Annotated in this window: 14 protein-coding genes; 3 read left to right on the top strand and 11 right to left on the bottom strand. The window is 73.7% G+C overall.

The genetic code is table 11. The features are described from left to right. Positions 1-461: 461 nt before the first annotated feature. The 9 genes from JXZ78_RS29925 to JXZ78_RS29965 all read right to left on the bottom strand — a co-directional run bounded on the left by JXZ78_RS29925 (position 462) and on the right by JXZ78_RS29965 (position 13,310). Positions 462-1,304, bottom strand: a complete 843-nt coding sequence (locus JXZ78_RS29925) for a TrmH family RNA methyltransferase (RefSeq protein WP_030017274.1) — start codon at positions 1,302-1,304, stop codon at positions 462-464. 45 nt (positions 1,305-1,349) lie between these two features. After that, entirely contained in the window at positions 1,350-2,573 is a 1,224-nt protein-coding gene (gene cobA, locus JXZ78_RS29930; protein ID WP_030017275.1) for a uroporphyrinogen-III C-methyltransferase, read from the bottom strand. Between the two features lie 221 nt (positions 2,574-2,794). After that, positions 2,795-6,862, bottom strand: coding sequence for a nicotinate-nucleotide--dimethylbenzimidazole phosphoribosyltransferase (gene cobT, locus JXZ78_RS29935; protein WP_030017276.1), 4,068 nt, complete (start codon positions 6,860-6,862; stop codon positions 2,795-2,797). Positions 6,863-7,099: 237 nt separating this feature from the next. Beyond that, positions 7,100-8,314 carry a precorrin-6y C5,15-methyltransferase (decarboxylating) subunit CbiE gene (gene cbiE, locus JXZ78_RS29940; protein WP_030017277.1) on the bottom strand — a complete coding sequence of 405 codons (1,215 nt, stop codon included), beginning with the start codon at positions 8,312-8,314 and terminating at the stop codon, positions 7,100-7,102. A gap of 319 nt (positions 8,315-8,633) precedes the next feature. Next, entirely contained in the window at positions 8,634-9,269 is a 636-nt protein-coding gene (locus JXZ78_RS29945; RefSeq protein ID WP_030017278.1) for a GNAT family N-acetyltransferase, read from the bottom strand. Between the two features lie 193 nt (positions 9,270-9,462). Then, entirely contained in the window at positions 9,463-10,323 is an 861-nt protein-coding gene (locus JXZ78_RS29950) for a MetQ/NlpA family ABC transporter substrate-binding protein (RefSeq protein ID WP_030017280.1), read from the bottom strand. Between the two features lie 105 nt (positions 10,324-10,428). Continuing rightward, positions 10,429-11,208, bottom strand: coding sequence for a methionine ABC transporter permease (locus tag JXZ78_RS29955; RefSeq protein WP_030017281.1), 780 nt, complete (start codon positions 11,206-11,208; stop codon positions 10,429-10,431). Then, complete coding sequence (locus JXZ78_RS29960; protein WP_030017282.1) at positions 11,205-12,266, bottom strand: methionine ABC transporter ATP-binding protein; 1,062 nt, start codon at positions 12,264-12,266, stop codon at positions 11,205-11,207. Before JXZ78_RS29960 ends, JXZ78_RS29955 begins: the two co-directional genes overlap by 4 nt. A gap of 396 nt (positions 12,267-12,662) precedes the next feature. After that, a complete protein-coding gene (locus JXZ78_RS29965; protein WP_030017283.1) occupies positions 12,663-13,310 on the bottom strand; it encodes an HAD family hydrolase in 648 nt (215 codons plus the stop codon). A 159-nt stretch (positions 13,311-13,469) separates the two neighbouring features. Between JXZ78_RS29965 and JXZ78_RS29970 the strand changes: the two genes are divergently transcribed. Next, positions 13,470-13,838 (top strand): hypothetical protein, encoded by a 369-nt coding sequence (locus JXZ78_RS29970; RefSeq protein ID WP_030017284.1) that lies wholly within the window; start codon positions 13,470-13,472, stop codon positions 13,836-13,838. Further along, positions 13,831-14,283 (top strand): hypothetical protein, encoded by a 453-nt coding sequence (locus JXZ78_RS29975; RefSeq protein ID WP_030017285.1) that lies wholly within the window; start codon positions 13,831-13,833, stop codon positions 14,281-14,283. Before JXZ78_RS29970 ends, JXZ78_RS29975 begins: the two co-directional genes overlap by 8 nt. A 40-nt stretch (positions 14,284-14,323) precedes the next feature. Here JXZ78_RS29975 and JXZ78_RS29980 read toward each other — a convergent pair whose 3' ends face one another. After that, positions 14,324-14,842 carry a GNAT family N-acetyltransferase gene (locus JXZ78_RS29980; RefSeq protein ID WP_030017286.1) on the bottom strand — a complete coding sequence of 173 codons (519 nt, stop codon included), beginning with the start codon at positions 14,840-14,842 and terminating at the stop codon, positions 14,324-14,326. Between the two features lie 770 nt (positions 14,843-15,612). Then, complete coding sequence (locus tag JXZ78_RS29990) at positions 15,613-16,761, bottom strand: glycerophosphodiester phosphodiesterase (protein ID WP_030017287.1); 1,149 nt, start codon at positions 16,759-16,761, stop codon at positions 15,613-15,615. Positions 16,762-17,013: 252 nt separating this feature from the next. Here JXZ78_RS29990 and JXZ78_RS29995 point away from each other — a divergent pair, with 252 nt between their 5' ends. Then, complete coding sequence (locus tag JXZ78_RS29995) at positions 17,014-17,682, top strand: lysophospholipid acyltransferase family protein (RefSeq protein WP_030017288.1); 669 nt, start codon at positions 17,014-17,016, stop codon at positions 17,680-17,682. Positions 17,683-17,753: the final 71 nt, after the last annotated feature.

Consider the following 17,753-nt stretch of genomic DNA (forward strand, 5'->3'; position numbering starts at 1 on the left):
CGCGCCCGCAGGCGCCCCGCGCGGGTGCGGCGGGGCGCGGGGGCGCGCCGGGCCGGCCCCAGCAGGCGCCGGCAGCCGCCGCTCCCGGGGATGCCGCACCGAAGCCCCGTGGCGTCAGACGGCCGTCCGTACCGGGTGCGCGCGCCTCGGGACGTAACGGTTCTCGTCCGTCGCGGGCGCCTCGCACGGGCGCGCGGACGTCGCCCGGCGGGCGCAGGCCCGGGCCGGACCGGCGGTTGCTGCGCCAGCGGATCATCGTGTTCATCACGGTGACGCTGCTGGTCGCGTTGGGTATCGCGGCGGCGCAGGGGTGCCAGGGCCCGGCCCGGGGGCTGGGGGCCGAGCGGTCCGTGGTGACGTCCTCGGCCGTGGCGCCGACGGCGGGGCCGTCGGCTGGGCCGTCGGCTGGGCCCTGACGCAGTTGATCTCGTCCACCAGGACCTACCGGGGCTTATCGGGGCTTATCGGGCGGACGCGCCGCCCGTATCCCCCCGCCCCGCCGTCACCGCGTAGAACGCCACCGCTGCCGCCGCCCCCACGTTGAGGGAGTCGACGTCGTGGGCCATCGGAATGCGGACCCAGGTGTCGGCGGCCCGTAGGGCCTGAGGGGTGAGGCCGTCGCCCTCGGCGCCGAGCAGCAGTGCCGCGCGGTCCAGCCGGTGCGGCGCCACCTCGTCCAGGGCGACGGCCTTGGCGTCCGGGGTGAGGGCCAGGAGGGGGAAGCCCGCCGCGCGGACCGTGTCGAGGTCGCGGGGCCAGTTCTCCAGGCGGGCATACGGAACGGCGAAGACCGCGCCCATGGAGACCTTCACCGAGCGCCGGTAGAGGGGGTCGGCGCAGTCCGGGGAGAGCAGGACGGCGTCCATGCCGAGGGCGGCGGCGCTACGGAAGATGGCGCCGATGTTGGTGTGGTCGTTGACGGCTTCCATGACCGCGATCCGGCGGGTGCCGGGGCGGGCCAGGATCTCGGCGGCCGTCGGCAGGGGCTTGCGGGCCATGGACGCCAGGGCGCCGCGGTGCACGTGATAGCCCGTCACGCGTTCGGCGAGGGCGGGGCTGACCACGTACACGGGGGCCGCGGCCTCGTCGATGACGTCGCGCATGACGTCGACCCACTTGGCGGACAGCAGCATCGAGCGCATCGCGTAACCGGCGTGCTCGGCGCGTCGGACGACCTTCTCGCCCTCCGCGATGAACAGGCCTTCGGCCGGTTCGCGGCGGCGGCGCAGTTCGACGTCGGTCAGACCGGTGTAGTCGCTCAGCCGCGGGTCGTCCGGGTCGTCGACGGTGATGATCTCAGCCACGGGATGGGGTGCCTTGTCGTGAGGGCCGGCGAAAGGTTTCGCGGGTCAGTGGGCGGGGTTCACGGCCACGACGTCGCCGATGACGATGACGGCGGGCGGGCGGACGCCCTCGGCCCGTACCGTCTCGCCGAGGGTGGCGAGGGTGGCGTCCACGCGGCGCTGGGCCGCGGTGGTGCCTTCCTGGACGACGGCCACGGGGGTGTCGGCGCCGCGTCCGTGGGCGATGAGGGTGGCGGCGATGGCGCCGCTGTTCTCGACGCCCATGAGGACGACGACGGTGCCGCGCAGGCGGGCCAGGGCCGGCCAGTCGACGGTGGAGCGCTCGTCGTCGGGCGCGACATGGCCGCTGACGACGGTGAACTCCTGGGCGACGCCGCGGTGGGTGACGGGGATGCCGGCGGCGGAGGGCACGCTGATGGAGCTGGAGATGCCGGGCACGACGGTGCAGGGGATGCCGGCCTCGGCGAGGGCCTGGAGCTCTTCCATGCCGCGGCCGAAGACGTACGGGTCGCCGCCCTTGAGGCGGACCACGGACTTGCCGGCGCGGGCGTGCTCGATCAGGGCGTTGTTGATGGCCTCCTGGGCCATGAACCGGCCGTACGGGATCTTCGCGGCGTCGATGACCTCGACGTGCGGCGGGAGTTCGGCGAGCAGGTCGCGGGGGCCGAGCCGGTCGGCGATGACCACGTCGGCCTCGGCGAGCAGCCGGCGGCCGCGCACGGTGATCAGGTCGGGGTCGCCGGGGCCGCCGCCGACCAGGGCGACGCCGGTGGCGCGGGCGCGGTGGTGCGGGGCGGCGAGGGTGCCGTCGCGCAGGCCCTCGACGATGGCGTCCCGTACGGCGGCGGAGCGGCGCGGGTCGCGGCCGGTGAGGACCGCGACGGTGACGCCCTCGCTGCGGCCGGTGGCCGGGGTCCAGGCGGTGGCGGCCTCGGCGTCGTCGGAGCGGACGCACCACACCCGGCGGTCCTCGGCCTCCTGGGAGGCGGCCGTGTTGGCCTCGGGGTCGTCGGTGGAGATGAGCGCGTACCAGGCTTCGGCGAGGTCACCGGGCGCGTACCGGCGGCGCTCCCAGCGGATCTCGCCGGTGTCGGCCATCGCCTCGACGGACGGCTTGGCGGACGGCGAGATCAGCAGGACGTCGGCGCCGGCGGCGACCAGGGAGGGCAGGCGCCGCTGGGCGACCTGGCCGCCGCCGAGGACGACCACGCGGCGGCCGGACAGGCGCAGTCCGACGGGGTAGGCGGCGTGTTCGGCATGCTCGGCCATGGCGGTACGGCTCCTTGTGGGGTGGCGCGGGGCGCTGGTGATGCGGGGCAGCGCTCGCGGGCGGGGGAACGGGGACGCGTTCGCCGCTGCGGCGCTGGAGCGGCTGGCGTGCGGGGCGGCTGCCACCCCGGGGCCCCGTACCTGGTGAGAGGGTACGGGCCCGGCCCACAGCCTATGGGGCTGCGGGCCGGGGGTCATGCTCAGGGCCGGTGGCCCGGCGGTCAGCTCTTCTCGGTGACTCCGGCGGAGTCGAAGGTGGCGACCTCGTGCATGGCGCGGGCGGCGCTCTGCACGACGGGCAGCGCCAGCAGGGCGCCGGTGCCCTCGCCGAGCCGCAGGTCGAGGTCGACCAGCGGGCGCAGTCCGAGCTTGTTGAGCGCGGCGACGTGGCCGGGCTCGGCGCTGCGGTGCCCGGCGATGCAGGCGGCCAGCGCCTCGGGGGCGATGGCCCGGGCCACCAGGGCGGCCGCTCCGGCGCTGACGCCGTCCAGGATGACCGGCGTACGCAGCGAGGCGCCGCCGAGGATCAGGCCGGCCATCGCCGCGTGCTCCAGGCCGCCGACCGCGGCGAGGACGCCGATGGGATCGGCGGGGTCGGGGCGGTGCAGTTCCAGGCCACGGCGGACCACGTCGACCTTGCGGGCGTGCGTCTCGTCGTTGATGCCGGTGCCGCGGCCGGTGACCTCGCCGGGGTCGGTCTCGGTGTAGACCGAGATCAGGGCGGCCGAGGTGGTGGTGTTGGCGATGCCCATCTCGCCGGTGATCAGCGCCTTGTTGCCGGCGGCCACCAGGTCGCGGGCGGTCTCGATGCCCACTTCGAGGGCGCGCAGCACCTCTTCGTGGCTCATCGCGGGCCCGGCGGTGAAGTCGGCGGTGCCCGGCCGGATCTTGCGCGGCAGCAGGCCCGGGGTGGTCGGCAGGTCGGCGGCCACGCCCACGTCCACGACGCAGACCTCGGCGCCCACCTGGTTGGCGAAGGCGTTGCAGACCGCGCCGCCGCCCAGGAAGTTGGCGACCATCTGCGCGGTCACCTCCTGGGGCCAGGGGGTGACGCCCTGGGCGTGCACACCGTGGTCGCCCGCGAAGACGGCGACGGCGGCCGGTTCCGGGATCGGCGGCGGGCACTTGCGGGACAGGCCGCACAGCTGCGCGGAGATGATCTCCAGCATGCCCAGGGCGCCCGCGGGCTTGGTCATCCGCTTCTGGCGCTCCCACGCCTCGCCGAGCGCCTTGGCGTCCAGCGGGCGGATGCCCTGGAGGGTCTCCTGGAGGAGGTCGGCGGGCGCCTCGCCGGGCAGGGCGCGGCGGCCGTACGTCTCCTCGTGGACGACCCAGGACAGCGGGCGGCGCTTGGCCCAGCCGGCCTGCATCAGCTCGGGCTCGTCGGGGAATTCGTCGACGAATCCGACGCAGAGGTACGCGACGACCTCCAGGTGGTCGGGCAGGCCCAGCTCGCGGACCATCTCGCGCTCGTCGAAGAAGCTGACCCAGCCGACGCCCAGCCCCTCGGCGCGGGCCGCCAGCCACAGGTTCTCCACCGCGAGGGCGGAGCTGTAGGGGGCCATCTGGGGCTGGGTGTGACGGCCGAGGGTGTGCCGGCCGCCGCGGGTCGAGTCGGCGGTCACCACGATGTTGACCGGCGTTTCGAGGATGGCCTCGATCTTCAGCTCGCGGAACTGCTTGGCACGGGCCTTGGGCAGCGACTTCGCGTACGCCTCGCGCTGGGCCGAGGCGAGCTGGTGCATCCGCTCCCGGGTCTCCTGCGAGCGGATGACGACGAAGTCCCAGGGCTGGGAGTGGCCGACGCTGGGGGCGGTGTGGGCCGCCTCCAGGACGCGCAGCAGCACCTCGTTGGGGATGGGGTCGGGGCGGAAGCCGTTGCGGATGTCGCGGCGTTCGCGCATGACGCGGTGCACGGCGGCCCGTTCGGAGTCGTCGTAGCCGGTGGCCGGAGGGGTGGTGGGCGCGGCCGGTGCGGCGGGGACGGACTCGGGCTTCGCGGCAGCTTCCGGGCCGGTGTCCGTGCCGGTTTCCGCGGCGGGTGCCTCGGTGGGCTGCTCCTGGGGAGCGTCCGTCGGGGTGGCCGTGGTGTCGGGAGCGTGCACCGTGTTCGGACCGTCCTGGTCGTCGCCGTCCTGGTCGTCGCCGAGCTGGACGAGTTCGGAGGCGTCCTGCTCCGGGGCCGGCTGGTCGTCGCCTTCCGGGGCTCCGGCCCGGACGGCCTCGGCCGCGGGCGCCTGGGTCTCCTCCGCCACCGGAGCGGCCGGAGCCTGCCCGGCGGCCCGGGCCGTCTCCTCCGGGCTCCGGGCCTCGGGGGCCTGCTGCTCCTGGGAGGCCGGGGCCTGCTCGGCGTCCGTGGGGGCGGCCTCGGCGGCCGGGTCCTGCGCGTCGGCGGCCGGAGCTGCCTCGGGCCCGTCGGCCGGCTGCTGCCCGGCGACCGCCTCCGGGGCGCCCGGTGCCGCGTCGGCTGCCTGCGGCTGCGGCTCCTCGGCCGGGGCAGCGGTCTCCTGCGGTACGCCGGTCACGGGCGCGACGGCCTGTTCCTGCTCCGCCACGACCTGGTGCTGCTCCGGTACGGCCGGGGCCTGCTCCACCGCGTTCGGGTCCTCGGCCGGTACGGCCTCGGCCTCCACGGGGGCCACGGGCTGTTCCGCGCCGGGCGCGTCGGTGGCCGTCACGGCCGGGGCGTCCTCGGCCTCGGCGGCGCTCTCCGCCGGCCCTGCGGCCGGGGCGGCCGTCTCCTGGGCTGCCGCGGGCGTCCCGGCCGGGGCGGCCGGTGCCTCTTCGGCGACCTGTATGGGCTGCGGCACCTGGGCCGGGTCCGCGGGCTGCGCGCCGTCGGCCGTACCCGTGGCGTGGGTCGTCCCGCCGGCGGCGGTCACGTCCTGGACCGGCTCCATCGGCTGCGCGCCCTCGGCTTCGGGAGCAGGCTGCTCGGCCGGTACGGGCTGCTCGACGGGGGCGGCCTGGTCGGCAGACGCGGCCGGGTCGGCCGGTGCCTGCTGCTCCGCCACCACGGGCTCCCCCGTCACGGCTTCCGCCGCCACGGGCTCCCCCGCCACGGCCTCCGCCGCCTGCTCGCTGCCGTCGGCGTCCGCCTGCGGGGCGGACCCTTCCGGGGCAGTCTCCTCCGAAGCGGCCTCCGGCGCGCCCTCGGCACCTTCCCGTACGCCTTCCGGCTGCGCTTCCGGGGCGACGGCTCCGGCCACCTCGGACTGAACCTCAGCCGTCTCCGCCGTCACATCAGCCGTCTCCGCCGTCATCTCAGCCGACGTCACACCAGCCCCCGCAGCCTCCTCAGCACCGCGATCGACCGATTCTGCGGCCGCGGCGGCATCCGGGACGGGCGACGCGACGGGCGTCTCGACCGGCGTCTCGACCGCCTCCGGAGCCGGCACCGCCCCGACGGCCGTGGCCGCGTCCGGAACGGCCTGAACCGCGGCGGCGGCCTGAGCGGCGACCGGCGCCACCGGGGCCGCCTGCGCCGGAGCGCTGTCCCAGGAGGGAACCTGCGCGGGCATCTGTACGGGGATCTCGCCGAGCTGCGGCCCGGGCAGCGGTGCCGAGCCGGGGGCCGCGTAGGCCTCGGCGGGCGCCTGCTGCGCGGCGGGAGCGGCAGCGGCAGCAGGGGCTTCCGGCTGCTGCGCGCCCTCCTCGACGTCCAGGTACTCGGGGCCGGTCGTCGGCGGACCGGGGTTGCCGCGCACCGGAGTGCTCGGCGGCGCGCCGGCCGGGCCGCGGTCGGCGAGCGAGCGGACCACGCCGCCGCTCGCGTCGGGGACCGGCGGACCCATGTGCAGGGGGCGGCGCGGCGGCACGGGGGCCTGCTGCGGCGCGGCGGGCGGCGGTACGCGTACGCCGCCCAGGTCGACGGAGCCCGAGTCGCGGCCGCCGCTCTCGTGGTCGCCGGCCTCCGGCGGCACCGGCTCGTACGCCATGGCGCCGAGCGGCGCGGAGTCGTACGGACCGGCCTGCTCGGGCACGGTCTGCTGAGGCGCCGCCTGCGACGGCTGGGCCTGCTGCGGGAACTGCGACTGGTGGTGCTGGTGGTGCTGCTGCTCGCTGCCCCACGCGCCCTGGGCGCCCGGCATCAGCAGCAGGTCGTCGTCCTCGGTGCCCGCGTCGGCGGGGTCGGGGAAGGTGTACGCGTCGGGCGCCTGGGGCGTCCCCGGCGGCTGCGTCGGGCCGGCCTCGGCAGGCGGGGGAACGGCCGCCGGCTGCGGCTGTCCGGGCTGTCCGCCTGCGTTCTCCGGCAGTCCCTCGCCCGGGACCTGGCCGGTGTCGGTCATGCGTACCCCTCGCCCATTGGTAGTGCTCCTTCCAACCGCTCGTGCGACGCGCTCCACCGCAGCGCGCCGACCGCCCCTATAGCTAGAACGAGCGAGCGCGCCTCGCGGCACGTCCGCCCTTGAGTGCTTCATTTACGGCCAAAGTCACAGCATGTTCTGGATATTGGCGTACGAAACCGAACGTGGGGCGGCGGCGCAACGATCCGCCAGCCTACCCCGCGCCGGTTGCGGGCCGGGTCACGGGTGAGCAACCCGGTAGCCGCTGAGCAGGAAGACGACGGCACGTTCCCGCTCGACCCAGGCGGAGGTGTCCAGTTCGACGGACTGGAGCAGCGCGCACTCGGTCTCGTAGCCGCCGTCGGCCAGCGCTCGGCCGATCGCCTCGGCCTCGTCGCGGGTCGACGCGTGCGTCACGATGCGCTCGGGGCGGCGGGCGGCGCACGCGGTGACCACGGCTGCTCCCCCGCCGCCGACCCGTACGACGTCCGGTTCCGGGAGGTCCTCCAGCACCTGGGGCGCCTGTCCCTGGACGACCTGGAGCTGGACGCCGTACCGGCGGGCGACCGCCGCGGTGCGTTCGCAGGCGTCCGGGCCGGCGTCGACGGCGATGACGGCGGCGCCGAAGCGCGCGGCCTCGACGGCGGCGGCGCCGCTGCCCGCGCCGATGTCCCACAGGAGGTCTCCGGGCCGGGGGCCGAGGCGGGCGAGCTGGGCGCTGCGCAGCTGGACGGATTCCCCCACGTCCAGGACGCCGCCGTACGCCTGTGCGGGCAGCCCCCAGCCGCGCGGCGGTGCCGGGTAGGCGACGTCGCGCCCCGCCAGCCAGCCGCTGCCCTGGGTGGCGGCGTTGGCCCCGCCGACGACGATGACGACGTTGGGGTCGCGCCAGACGTGGTCGGCGGCCTTGTCGGAGGTGAGGACCGTCACCTGCTCGCGCGCGGTGCCCAGTTCCTCGCAGATGACGAAGGTGCGGTGGACGCCGTCCAGCAGCAGGGCGAGTTCGGCGGGCCCGGCGCCTGGCGCGGTGAGCACCGCGACCTTGGTGTGCGCGCGGCAGACGTTGACCGCCCGCCGCAGGTCTCGGCTGTGGGCGACGACGATCTGGGCGTCGTCCCAGGGCATCCCCGCACGGGCGAAGGCGGTCGCGACGGAGGAGACTGCGGGCACCACCTCGACCTCCAGGCCGTGCTCGGGTGCCCGCAGGGTCCGTACGACACCGAAGAACCCGGGGTCGCCGTCGGCGAGCACCACGGCGGTGCCGCGGTGCTGGGCGATGCGGCGGGCGGCCAGGCCCACGCTGCCCAGCCGGATGTGTTCGGCGTGCTGGGGCACTTCGGGCAGGGCGAGGTGGTGGGCGGCGCCGGCCACGAGGGTCGCCGCGCCGAGGGCGGAGCGGGCGGCGGCGGTCAACGGCGAACCGTCCCACCCGATCACCGTGACCCGGTCGGCCATCGTCGTCAGTCTCCTGAACTTCGCTTGCTACGGAACAGGGCGGGGCGCTACGGGGCGGAGCCGCGGGACGCGGAACTGCCGCGCACCCGCCGGGCGCCTCGCGCGGCGGCGGTCAGCCGGTCACGGCGTCCTGTGGGCAGGCCGAGACTACCCCGAGAGGTCCGGACCACAGGGAAGCGGGCCGGGGCACCGGTGGCCGGAACCGCCCGGTCGCGCGGGCCGCCGGCGCGGGCGCCGGGCCGTTCCCGCCGCCAGGGCCCGGCGGCCGGAACCTGGCGGACGGGCCCCGGCACCAGGCAAACGGCCCCCGTGGACCGCCTCAGTTCCACTCCGGATAGGCGAACCCGTTGGCGTCGGCCATCCGGCCCGGTACGCCGTCGAGGTCCTCGGGCAGCAGGCTCCACACGATCAGATCCGTACGGATGTCCGCCCAGCCGCCGTCCTCGGTGCGCGAGCGGGCTATCCAGGCGTTGCGCAGCACGCCCTCGCTGATGCAGCCGACCTTCTGGGCCACCTGCTGGGCGGCGGTGTTGTCGGCGGCGGTGCGCAGCTCGACCCGTTCGAACTTCTGGTCCCTGAAGAGCCACTGCGCGACGGCGAGGACGGATTCGGAGGCGTAGCCCTCGCCGCGCGCCCAGGGGGCGGTGACGTAGGCGATCTCGGTGCTCAGGATCCGCCAGTCGGTGCGGTCGAGTTCGACCGTGCCGACCAGGCGCTGGGTGAGGAACTCGGTGACGGCGAAGGCGATGCCGCGGCCTTCGGTGCGGACCGCGGCGGACCGGCGGGTGGCCCAGTCACGGGCGGTGTCGGTGGTGTACGGCTGCGGCCGCGCGGTCCAGGCGGCGGTCAGCTCGTCGTTCATCATCTCGGTGAGCGCGGGCACGTCGGCCTCTTCGAAAGGGCGAAGCACCAACCGATCCGTGCTGATGGAGATGTCCGGAAAGGTGGATGTCATGCCGCTGCTCCAACGCCGTTGACCGTGCTGCTCCGAAGTTCGGGCCCTGTTGACCGTCTTGAGTGCACCAGGATGCAGCATCCGACCGGGGATGTGCCACGCACGCGGGCCCCGGGGGCGCACGGAGCGCCTCCGGGGCCCGTCGTCTGCCGGACTCGACCGTCCCTACGGTGCTGACCTGCGGTGACGGCGATCAGCTCTGGGGCGCGCCGAACGCCGGGAGGACCGAGCCGTCCGTGTACTTGTCCTCGATGAACTTCTTGACCTCGGGCGAGTTCAGCAACTTCGCCAGCTTCTTGACCCGCGGGTCGTCCTCGTTGCCCTTCTTGACGGCCAGGAAGTTGGCGTACGGGTTGCCGTCGGCCTTCTCCAGGGCGAGCGCGTCGGTGGAGGGCTTGAGCTGGGCGCCGATGGCGAAGTTGCCGTTGATGACGGCGGCGTCCACGTCGGCCAGGCGCGGCGCGACCTGGCCGGCCTCCAGCTCGGTGAGCTTGATGCCCTTGGCGTCCTCGACGTCGGTCAGCTTCGCCTCCGAGCCGACCCCCTTCTTGAGGGTGATGACGCCGTTGTCGGCGAGCAGCTTGAGCGCGCGGCCCTCGTTGGACGGGTCGTTGGGGACCGACACCGTGTTGCCGGAGGTCAGCTCGGAGAGCTTCTCGACCTTCTTCGAGTAGACACCGAGCGGCTCGATCGCGACGTTGACGACCGGCACGACGTGGGTGCCGTTCTTCTTGTTGTAGGTGTCCAGGAACGGCTTGTGCTGGAAGAAGTTCGCGTCGACCTGGCCGTCCTCGGTGACCTTGTTCGGCAGGTTGTAGTCGTTGAACTCCTTCACCTCCAGCTTGAGCCCTTCCTTCGCCGCGAGCTTGTCGCGGACGAAGTTGAGGATCGCCCCGTGCGGCGTGGGGCTGGCGGCGACGGTCAGCGGCGTGCTGCTGTCCGCCTTCCTGCCTCCGGAGGAGGAGACGTCGGAGGGCGCGCTGCAGGCGCTGGCGCCGAGGGCGACGGCCGCCGCGGCGGCGACGGCCACGGTGATGTTGCGGGTGGTACGCACGAAGAGTGCCCCTATCTCGGTTTCTCGGTCGCGCGGGGCCGGCGGCTCCGCGCGGGGTGCGCCCGGCAAAGGGTCCGGGCTCAAGAGGGTCCGCTGGACCCGGTCTCAGGCGCCGACGCGCTCCTTCGGGGCGTCGGCGGCGGGTGCGGTCCCGGCGGGCTCCCCGGTGGCGGTGGCCGGGGCGGGCGCCTTGCGCAGTCCGACGCGTACGGAGGAGGAGCCGCGGCTGCCGCGGCGGGCCAGCCTGCGCACGGTCAGGTCGCCGAGCAGCTGGACGGCGATGACCAGGACGATCAGCAGCACGATGGTGATGACCATGAGGTTGGTCTCGTACTGGAGATAGCCGTAGGTGTAGGCCAGGTTGCCCAGGCCGCCGCCGCCCACCGCGCCGGCGATGGCGGAGTAGCCGATCAGTGTGATGACGGTGGTGGTCACGGCCGCGACCAGGGCGGGCAGGGCCTGCGGCAGCAGCACCTTGAAGACGATGGTCCAGGTGCCGCCGCCCATCGACTGGGCGGCCTCGACCAGCCCGTGGTCGACCTCGCGCAGCGCGGCCTCGACGAGCCGGGCGAAGAACGGGATGGCGGCGATGACCAGGGGCACGACCGCGCCCGTGGGGCCGATCGAGACACCGACGAGCAGGCGCGTGAAGGGGATCAGCGCGACCATCAGGATGAGGAAGGGGAAGGACCGGCCGATGTTCACCACCGCGCCGATGATCTTGTTGACCACGACGTTCTGCAGGATGCCGCCGCGGTCGGTCAGGATCAGCAGGACGCCGAGCGGAACGCCGAACAGGACGGCGTAGAACGTCGACCACCACACCATGAAGAGCGTGTCGAGCGTGTTGTTGTACAGCAGCGGCTGCATCTGCGACCAGGTCACTTGGCACCTTCCTTCACCAGCGCGCCGGCGGGCGCCGTCGTCGCGGACTCGGCCGGGTCGCCGGCCACGTCCACCTGGAGGCCCTGCTCACGCAGGAAGCCGATGGGCACGACGTTGTCCTCGAAGCGCCCGGGCAGCTCGATGCGCATCCGGCCGATCTGCTTGCCGCCGACGGTGTCCATGGCGGCGCCCAGGATGGAGATGTCCACGTTGTACGTACGGGACAGCTCGGAGATCACCGGGCGGGTGGCGGCCTCGCCGTGGAAGGTGACGTCCACGACGGTACGGTCCGGGCCGGAGGGCTCGCCGCCGACCGGGAACAGCTCGCGGGCCAGCTCGGAGCCGGGGGTGGCGAGCAGTTCCGAGACGGTGCCCTGCTCGACGACGCGGCCGTTCTTCATCAGCGCGGCCGAGTCGCAGATCGTCTTGACGACGTCCATCTCGTGCGTGATGAGCAGCACGGTCAGACCGAGCTGGCGGTTGAGGTCGCGCAGCAGCTGGAGGATGGAGCGGGTGGTCTCCGGGTCCAGGGCGCTGGTGGCCTCGTCGGAGAGCAGCACCTTGGGGTCGCCGGCCAGGGCGCGGGCGATGCCGACGCGCTGCTTCTGGCCGCCGGACAGCTGGGCGGGGTACGCCTTGGCCTTGTCGGCGAGGCCGACCAGGTCGAGCAGTTCCAGCGCCTTGCGGGAGCGCTCGCGGCGGTCGACCTTGAGGATCTCCAGCGGCAGCTCGATGTTGTCCTGGACGGTGCGCGAGGACAGCAGGTTGAAGTGCTGGAAGACCATGCCGATGTGGCTGCGCGCGGCACGCAGCGCGGCGTTGGCGCGCTGTCCGTTCCCGGCCAGCGAGGTCAGCTCCTGCCCGGCGACGGTGACCGTGCCGGAGGTGGGGCGCTCCAGGAGGTTGACGCAGCGGATGAGGGTGGACTTTCCGGCGCCGCTCTGGCCGATGACGCCGTACACCTCGCCCTCGCGGACGTGCAGATCGACGCCGTCCAGGGCGGTGACTTCGCGGTCTCCTGAGCGGTAGACCTTGGTCAGGCCCGTTGTGGTGATCACTGGGAATTCCGTCACTGTCGTGTGCCGGGCGGCTCGCCCGCCGGGCACGGGGCATTCATTGCGGAGTGCGGCATGGAGGACCGAGAGGGGGCGCTGTGGGCGCGGAGGCCCGGCTTCGGGTTCCGGTGACGCGGGGCGGCCGGGTCCGTGGGGTACGGCGGTGTACGTCTCGCACGGCGCAAGGCGGCGGGTCTCGCTTCGGGGCGCGAGGCTCGGCGGGGGCCCTCAGCGGTCACACATTCGACACATGCAACGAGCACCGGGCGTCAGGGGCGCCTCGGTCGCAGGGGTGCGGTTGCTCGTCGTGGTCATGTTCGCCAGTAAACCAGACAGGCGTACGGCCGGATCAAGCCTGTCCGTATGGCGGACAGGCCCGACCGAGGGGTGGACGGCCGGTCAGCCCGCCGCGACGATCTCCAGACCGTCCGCCGTGGCCTGCACGGACACCGCCGACAGGTCCTCGACGAGCACGTCGGCGGACAGCTCGTCGGCCCGGTGCGTTGTGGTCAATGCCACGGTGGTCATACCGGCCGCGCGGCCGGACCGCAGCCCGGCGGGCGCGTCCTCGAAGACCACGCAGTCCGCCGGGTCCACGCCCAGCCGCCGGGCGGCCAGCAGGAACGGCTCGGGGTCGGGCTTGCCGCGGGTGATGTCGTCGGCGGCTATCAGGACCTTCGGGTGGATGCCGACCTCGGCCAGGCGGGCCTCCGCGAGGCGGGAGGTGGCGGAGGTGACGACTGCCCAGCGCTCCGGCGGCAGCTGCGCCAGCAGCGCGAGGGTGCCGGGCAGTGCGACCACGCCGCCCGCGACGTCCTCGACCTCCAGCTGCTCGATCCGGGCCAGCGCCTCGGGTGTCCGGGCAGCGGGCAGCAGATCGCCGATGATCTCGGCGGCCGGCCGGCCGTGCAGTTCGACCCGGGCGAATTCCTCGGGGGTGATGCCGTACTCCTCGGCCCACCTGGCCCAGCAGCGGTTCACCGAGTCCATGGAGGAGACGAGGGTGCCGTCGTTGTCGAAAAGCAGTGCGGCCGCGGAGATCTTCATGCTGCGCCAGGGTACGTGACGCGGGGTGACCGGCCGGGGCGACCACCGGTGACCGAGGGTGACCGGCGGGGTCGCGCACCATGGGCGGCAGCCCGCCGTTTAAAGTCGCCTCATGCCCCTTTTCTCCACTGCGCGCAGCCGCGCCGCGCGGAGGTCCCGGTGATCGACGCGCTGACGGCCGTGATCGGCGCGACCGCTCTCGCCCTGGCCGCCTGGTGCGGCTTCGCCGCGTACCGCGACGAGCCGACGAAGGACTGGCACTTCATCGGCATGGCCGTGGTCTCGCTGCTGGGTGTGGTCCAACTGGTCGTCGGACTGGTGCAGTTGGGGGGCGGCCAGACACCGCGGGACGGTACGGCGATCTTCGTCGCCTATCTGATCGGGGCGGCGGCCTGCGTACCGGCCACCGGCTTCCTGTCCCTCTCGGAGCGGACGCGCTGGGGCTCGGCCACCGTCGCCGCGGGCGCGGTGGTACTCGCCGTACTGGAAGTGCGGCTGTTCGACATCTGGGGAGGCGGCCATGGCTGAGACATCCACGGGAGCCCGGTCCTCCGGGTCCGCGCCCAAGGGCACTGCCGGGGAGCGGCGCTCCCTGGGCACCGGCCCCGGGCGGCTGCTGGTGGCCCTGTACGGCGTCTTCACCGTCGCCGCCGCGTCGCGCGCGGCCTACCAGCTGATCGCGCAGTTCGACCGGGCACCGCTGGCGTACATCCTGTCCGCGGTCTCCGCGGTGCTCTACGCCTTCATCCTGTTCTCGCTGGTACGCGGCGGGGAGGGGGCCCGCAGGGCGGCGGTCGTGTGCTGTGCGCTGGAGCTGCTCGGCGTGCTCGGCGTCGGCACCTGGACGCTGGTGGACCGCTCCGCCTTCCCGGACGCCACCGTCTGGTCGAACTTCGGCATGGGCTACCTCTTCATCCCGATCTTCCTGCCGGTGACCGGTCTGCTCTGGCTGCGGCGGGCCCGCCGGGCGTGACGCGCTCCCCGGCGGACCCTGGCGGTACGGGGCCGGCCGGTCAGGCGCTCGCCACGTAGTCCTGCGGCGCGCCTTCCGCGACGGCCGCCTCCTTCTCCAGCGTGACCCGGCTGAGCCGGGGGCTGACCTGCTCGGTGCCGACGGAGACGTAACCGTGGCTGCGGTACAGGCGCAGGTTGCCCTCGCTGCGGTGCCCGGCGGTCAGCCGGTAACGCTTGGCCGAGCGCTCCGAGGTCAGCCGCTCCTCGACGGCGGTCAGCAGCCGCCCGCCGAGTCCGTGCCGCTGCATCCGCGGGTGGACGACGAGCGTGCCGATGGCGGCGGTGCCGTCGGCGTCGACCGTGCCGCGTACCGCCCCGACGACCTCCGTGCCGAGCCGGGCCACCACCACGCAGGCGTCGCTCAGTTCGGCACGCAGGTCATCCAGGGTCTGGGTGAGCGGCGGGATCGAGTAGTCGTCGTACAGCGCGGCCTCCGGCTGGTAGCAGAGGTACTGGAGTTTGAGGATCTGCTCGGCGTCCTGGTCGGTCGCTGCCGAGACGGTCACGCTCATGCCCATGCGCGTTTGCCTCCCCTTGTTCGGTTCGGTGCGCCCGGGCGCGCAGAGGGTGCGAGGGTACGCCCGGACCGGTTGCCCTGACCGACGGCGCCGTGGGGTGCACGTCGCCGTCGTGGCGTGACTGACGCTGCTGCTTCCGGACTCCCCGGTTTCGCGCAGCGGCAACCTCCGCCGTGAGCATTCTGCGCAGGCATTCCAGGCAACGGGAACGGACCGGCCCCAAGCTCCCCTGTGACATTCCCAACGCGGTGGAGATTTCGCGGTAGGTGAGGTCGGAGCGCGACAACAGGACGCGCACCAGGGCGGGACAGCGTCCGGGAAGCCGCTCGACGGTGGCGAGCAGCGCCCGCCGCGCCTCGGCCTCCAGGGCCACGCGTTCGGCGACGGCGGCGATCAGGGGCTGCGGTCCGGTGGGGTCGTACGGGACCTCCCACAGGGCCACCCGCCGTGCGCCGCGGGCCTCGGCGCGGACCGCGCGGCGCAGCCACCGGGCGGGTTCGGCGGGTGGTCCGGCCGCGCGGGTGTGTTCCAGCAGCCGGGTCCACACGCCCTGTTCGAGGTCTTCGGCGTCGGCTCCCGCGGCGGCCGCTTCGGCCGCGACTTCGGCGGCGAGCAGGGGGCGCAGCGTACGAATGAGGTCGTCGTCCGGGGTGGCGTGCCGCATGGCGTACGAGACGTGGCGGCGCCGCCGGGTGGTTTCGCCGGCGCCACGGCCTCACTCGTCCGTGGCACCGGCGGTCGTGGGGTGACGCCGTGCGGCGCCCCGCCGGTCAGTGCTTGCGGAACTCCGCGGCGGCCAGCAGCGCCGTGTCGCAGTTGTCGGAGAAGAGGCCGTCGATGCCGGTGGCCAGGCACTTCTTGAAGTAGCCCAGCGCGTCGCCGTACGCGTTCGGGTCGGTGCCACGGCGGAAGTCGGCGGGCAGGAAGGTGTTCTCGTTGCGGCCGGTGTAGGGGTGCAGGACGAGTCCGGCGGCGTGCGCGTCCTTGACGACGGAGGAGGGCTTGCCCAGCTTTTCGTCCTCGGTGCGCGGGAGGATGACGGTCAGGTCCGGGCCGATGCCCTGCGCGAAGCCGGCGATCCACTTCAGGCCGGCGGGCTTGACCAGGTCGGCGGTGGTGCGCGGGTCGCCCGCCACCTCGAAGTCCCAGGGGCGGTCCTTGAGTGTGCCCAGCAGGACGACCTTGGGGCAGTCGACGAGCTTGTCGAGCCGCTGGATGCTGCTGGGCTCGAAGGACTGCAGGAAGTTGGGCGAGTGCTTCTTGTGCCGTCCGTACTTGCGCAGCAGCCGGGCGAGACGTTCCTCCAGGCCCAGGCCCAGCTTGCGGAAGTAGGTGGGGTGCTTGGTCTCGATGTGCAGCCAGACGCGGCGGCCGCGCTTGCGGCCCTCGCGGTCGGCCCACTTCAGCACCTCTTCGAAGGTGGGTACGTCCCACACGCCGTCATAAAGGGTGTTGTGCTGCCGGGTGCCCGGAATGCGCTCCTTCGCCCGGAGCGTCTTCAGCTCGGCGAGGGTGAAGTCCTCGGTGAACCAGCCGGTGAGCTTGGCCCCGTCGACCGTCTTCGTCGTCTTGCGGGCCGCGAACTCCGGATGCGCGGAGACGTCCGTGGTGGCCGTGATGTCGTTCTCGTGCCGGCAGACGAGGTGGCCGTCCTTGGTGGGCACGACGTCCTGCTCGATGACGTCCGCGCCCATGTCCAGCGCGAGCTGGTAGGAGCCGAAGGTGTGCTCGGGCCGGTAGCCGCTGGCGCCGCGGTGGCCGACGATCAGCGGTACGGGCAGCTCGCCGTGCGCGCCGTGACCGCGCCCGCGGGAACTCGCGGCGCTCGCCGTGCCGGTGCCGCCCCAGACCGCCGCGCCCGCGCCGAGGGCCGCCGCGCCCAGTACCGTCCGGCGTCCCGGCTGCTGCCGTTCCTGCATGATCGCGCTCCTTGCTCCAGGGCACCGGTGAGGGTGTCCGGCACCTGACAATGGGGTCGGGGCGATCCTAGGCACGTACACCTTTCGAACGGGAGACCTGCCCCCCAACGCGTGGGAAACCCATGTCAACTCTGCGTATCGCTCCCGTGAACCCGATGTGCGGTCGAGGCCGGCCGACGAGTATCGTCCTGGGCTGCATACTCGTGCACGCTCGCGGCGGCCGCCGCAGACCACCCACGACCGGAGGGCCCGTTGTCCCGCATTCTGCTGAAGGCGTTCCTCGGATTCGTCATGCGTGTCCTGTTCCGCCCGAAGGTCGAGGGCGCGGAGCGCATCCCGGGCAGTGGACCGGTGATCCTGGCCGGCAACCACGTCACCTTCATCGACTCGCTCTTCCTCTCCCTCATCGTCAAGCGCCAGGTGTTCTTCATCGGCAAGGACGAGTATGTGAACGGCAAGGGCCTCAAGGGCCGTCTGATGGCCTGGTTCTTCACCACCTCGGGCATGATCCCGGTGGACCGGGACGGCGGGCACGGCGGCGTCGCCGCGCTGATGACCGGCCGCCGCATCCTGGACGAGGGCAAGATCTTCGGCATCTACCCCGAGGGCACCCGCTCCCCCGACGGCCGGCTGTACCGCGGCCGTACCGGCATCGCCCGCCTCGCCCTGATGACCGGCGCGCCCGTCGTGCCGTTCGCGATGATCGGCACCGACAAGGTGCAGCCCGGCGGCAAGGGCCGCCCGCACGTGGCGCCGGTGACCTGCCGCTTCGGTGAGCCGCTGGACTTCTCCCGCTACGAGGGCATGGACCGGGACCGCTACGTGCTGCGCGCCGTCACCGACGAGGTGATGAGCGACGTCATGGAGCTGTCCGGCCAGGAGTACGTGGACATGTACGCCACCAAGGCCCGCGCGGCCTGACCACCGCCGAGAACCCGCACCGCGCAGGCCCCGCCCGATCCCGGGCGGGGCCTGCGTGCTGCTGTGCCGCG

Source organism: Streptomyces monomycini (genome assembly GCF_022271435.1).
GTDB lineage: Bacteria > Actinomycetota > Actinomycetes > Streptomycetales > Streptomycetaceae > Streptomyces > Streptomyces monomycini.

Bases quoted from the DNA above. Each gene is read 5' to 3' on its own strand.
- JXZ78_RS29975 (WP_030017285.1), top strand. From the start codon at position 13,831: ATGGCTGAGACATCCACGGGAGCCCGGTCCTCCGGGTCCGCGCCCAAG.
- JXZ78_RS29980 (WP_030017286.1), bottom strand. From the start codon at position 14,842: ATGGGCATGAGCGTGACCGTCTCGGCAGCGACCGACCAGGACGCCGAG.
- JXZ78_RS29945 (WP_030017278.1), bottom strand. From the start codon at position 9,269: ATGACATCCACCTTTCCGGACATCTCCATCAGCACGGATCGGTTGGTG.
- cobA (WP_030017275.1), bottom strand. From the start codon at position 2,573: ATGGCCGAGCATGCCGAACACGCCGCCTACCCCGTCGGACTGCGCCTG.
- JXZ78_RS29990 (WP_030017287.1), bottom strand. From the start codon at position 16,761: ATGCAGGAACGGCAGCAGCCGGGACGCCGGACGGTACTGGGCGCGGCG.
- cobT (WP_030017276.1), bottom strand. From the start codon at position 6,862: ATGACCGACACCGGCCAGGTCCCGGGCGAGGGACTGCCGGAGAACGCA.
- JXZ78_RS29965 (WP_030017283.1), bottom strand. From the start codon at position 13,310: ATGAAGATCTCCGCGGCCGCACTGCTTTTCGACAACGACGGCACCCTC.
- cbiE (WP_030017277.1), bottom strand. From the start codon at position 8,314: ATGGCCGACCGGGTCACGGTGATCGGGTGGGACGGTTCGCCGTTGACC.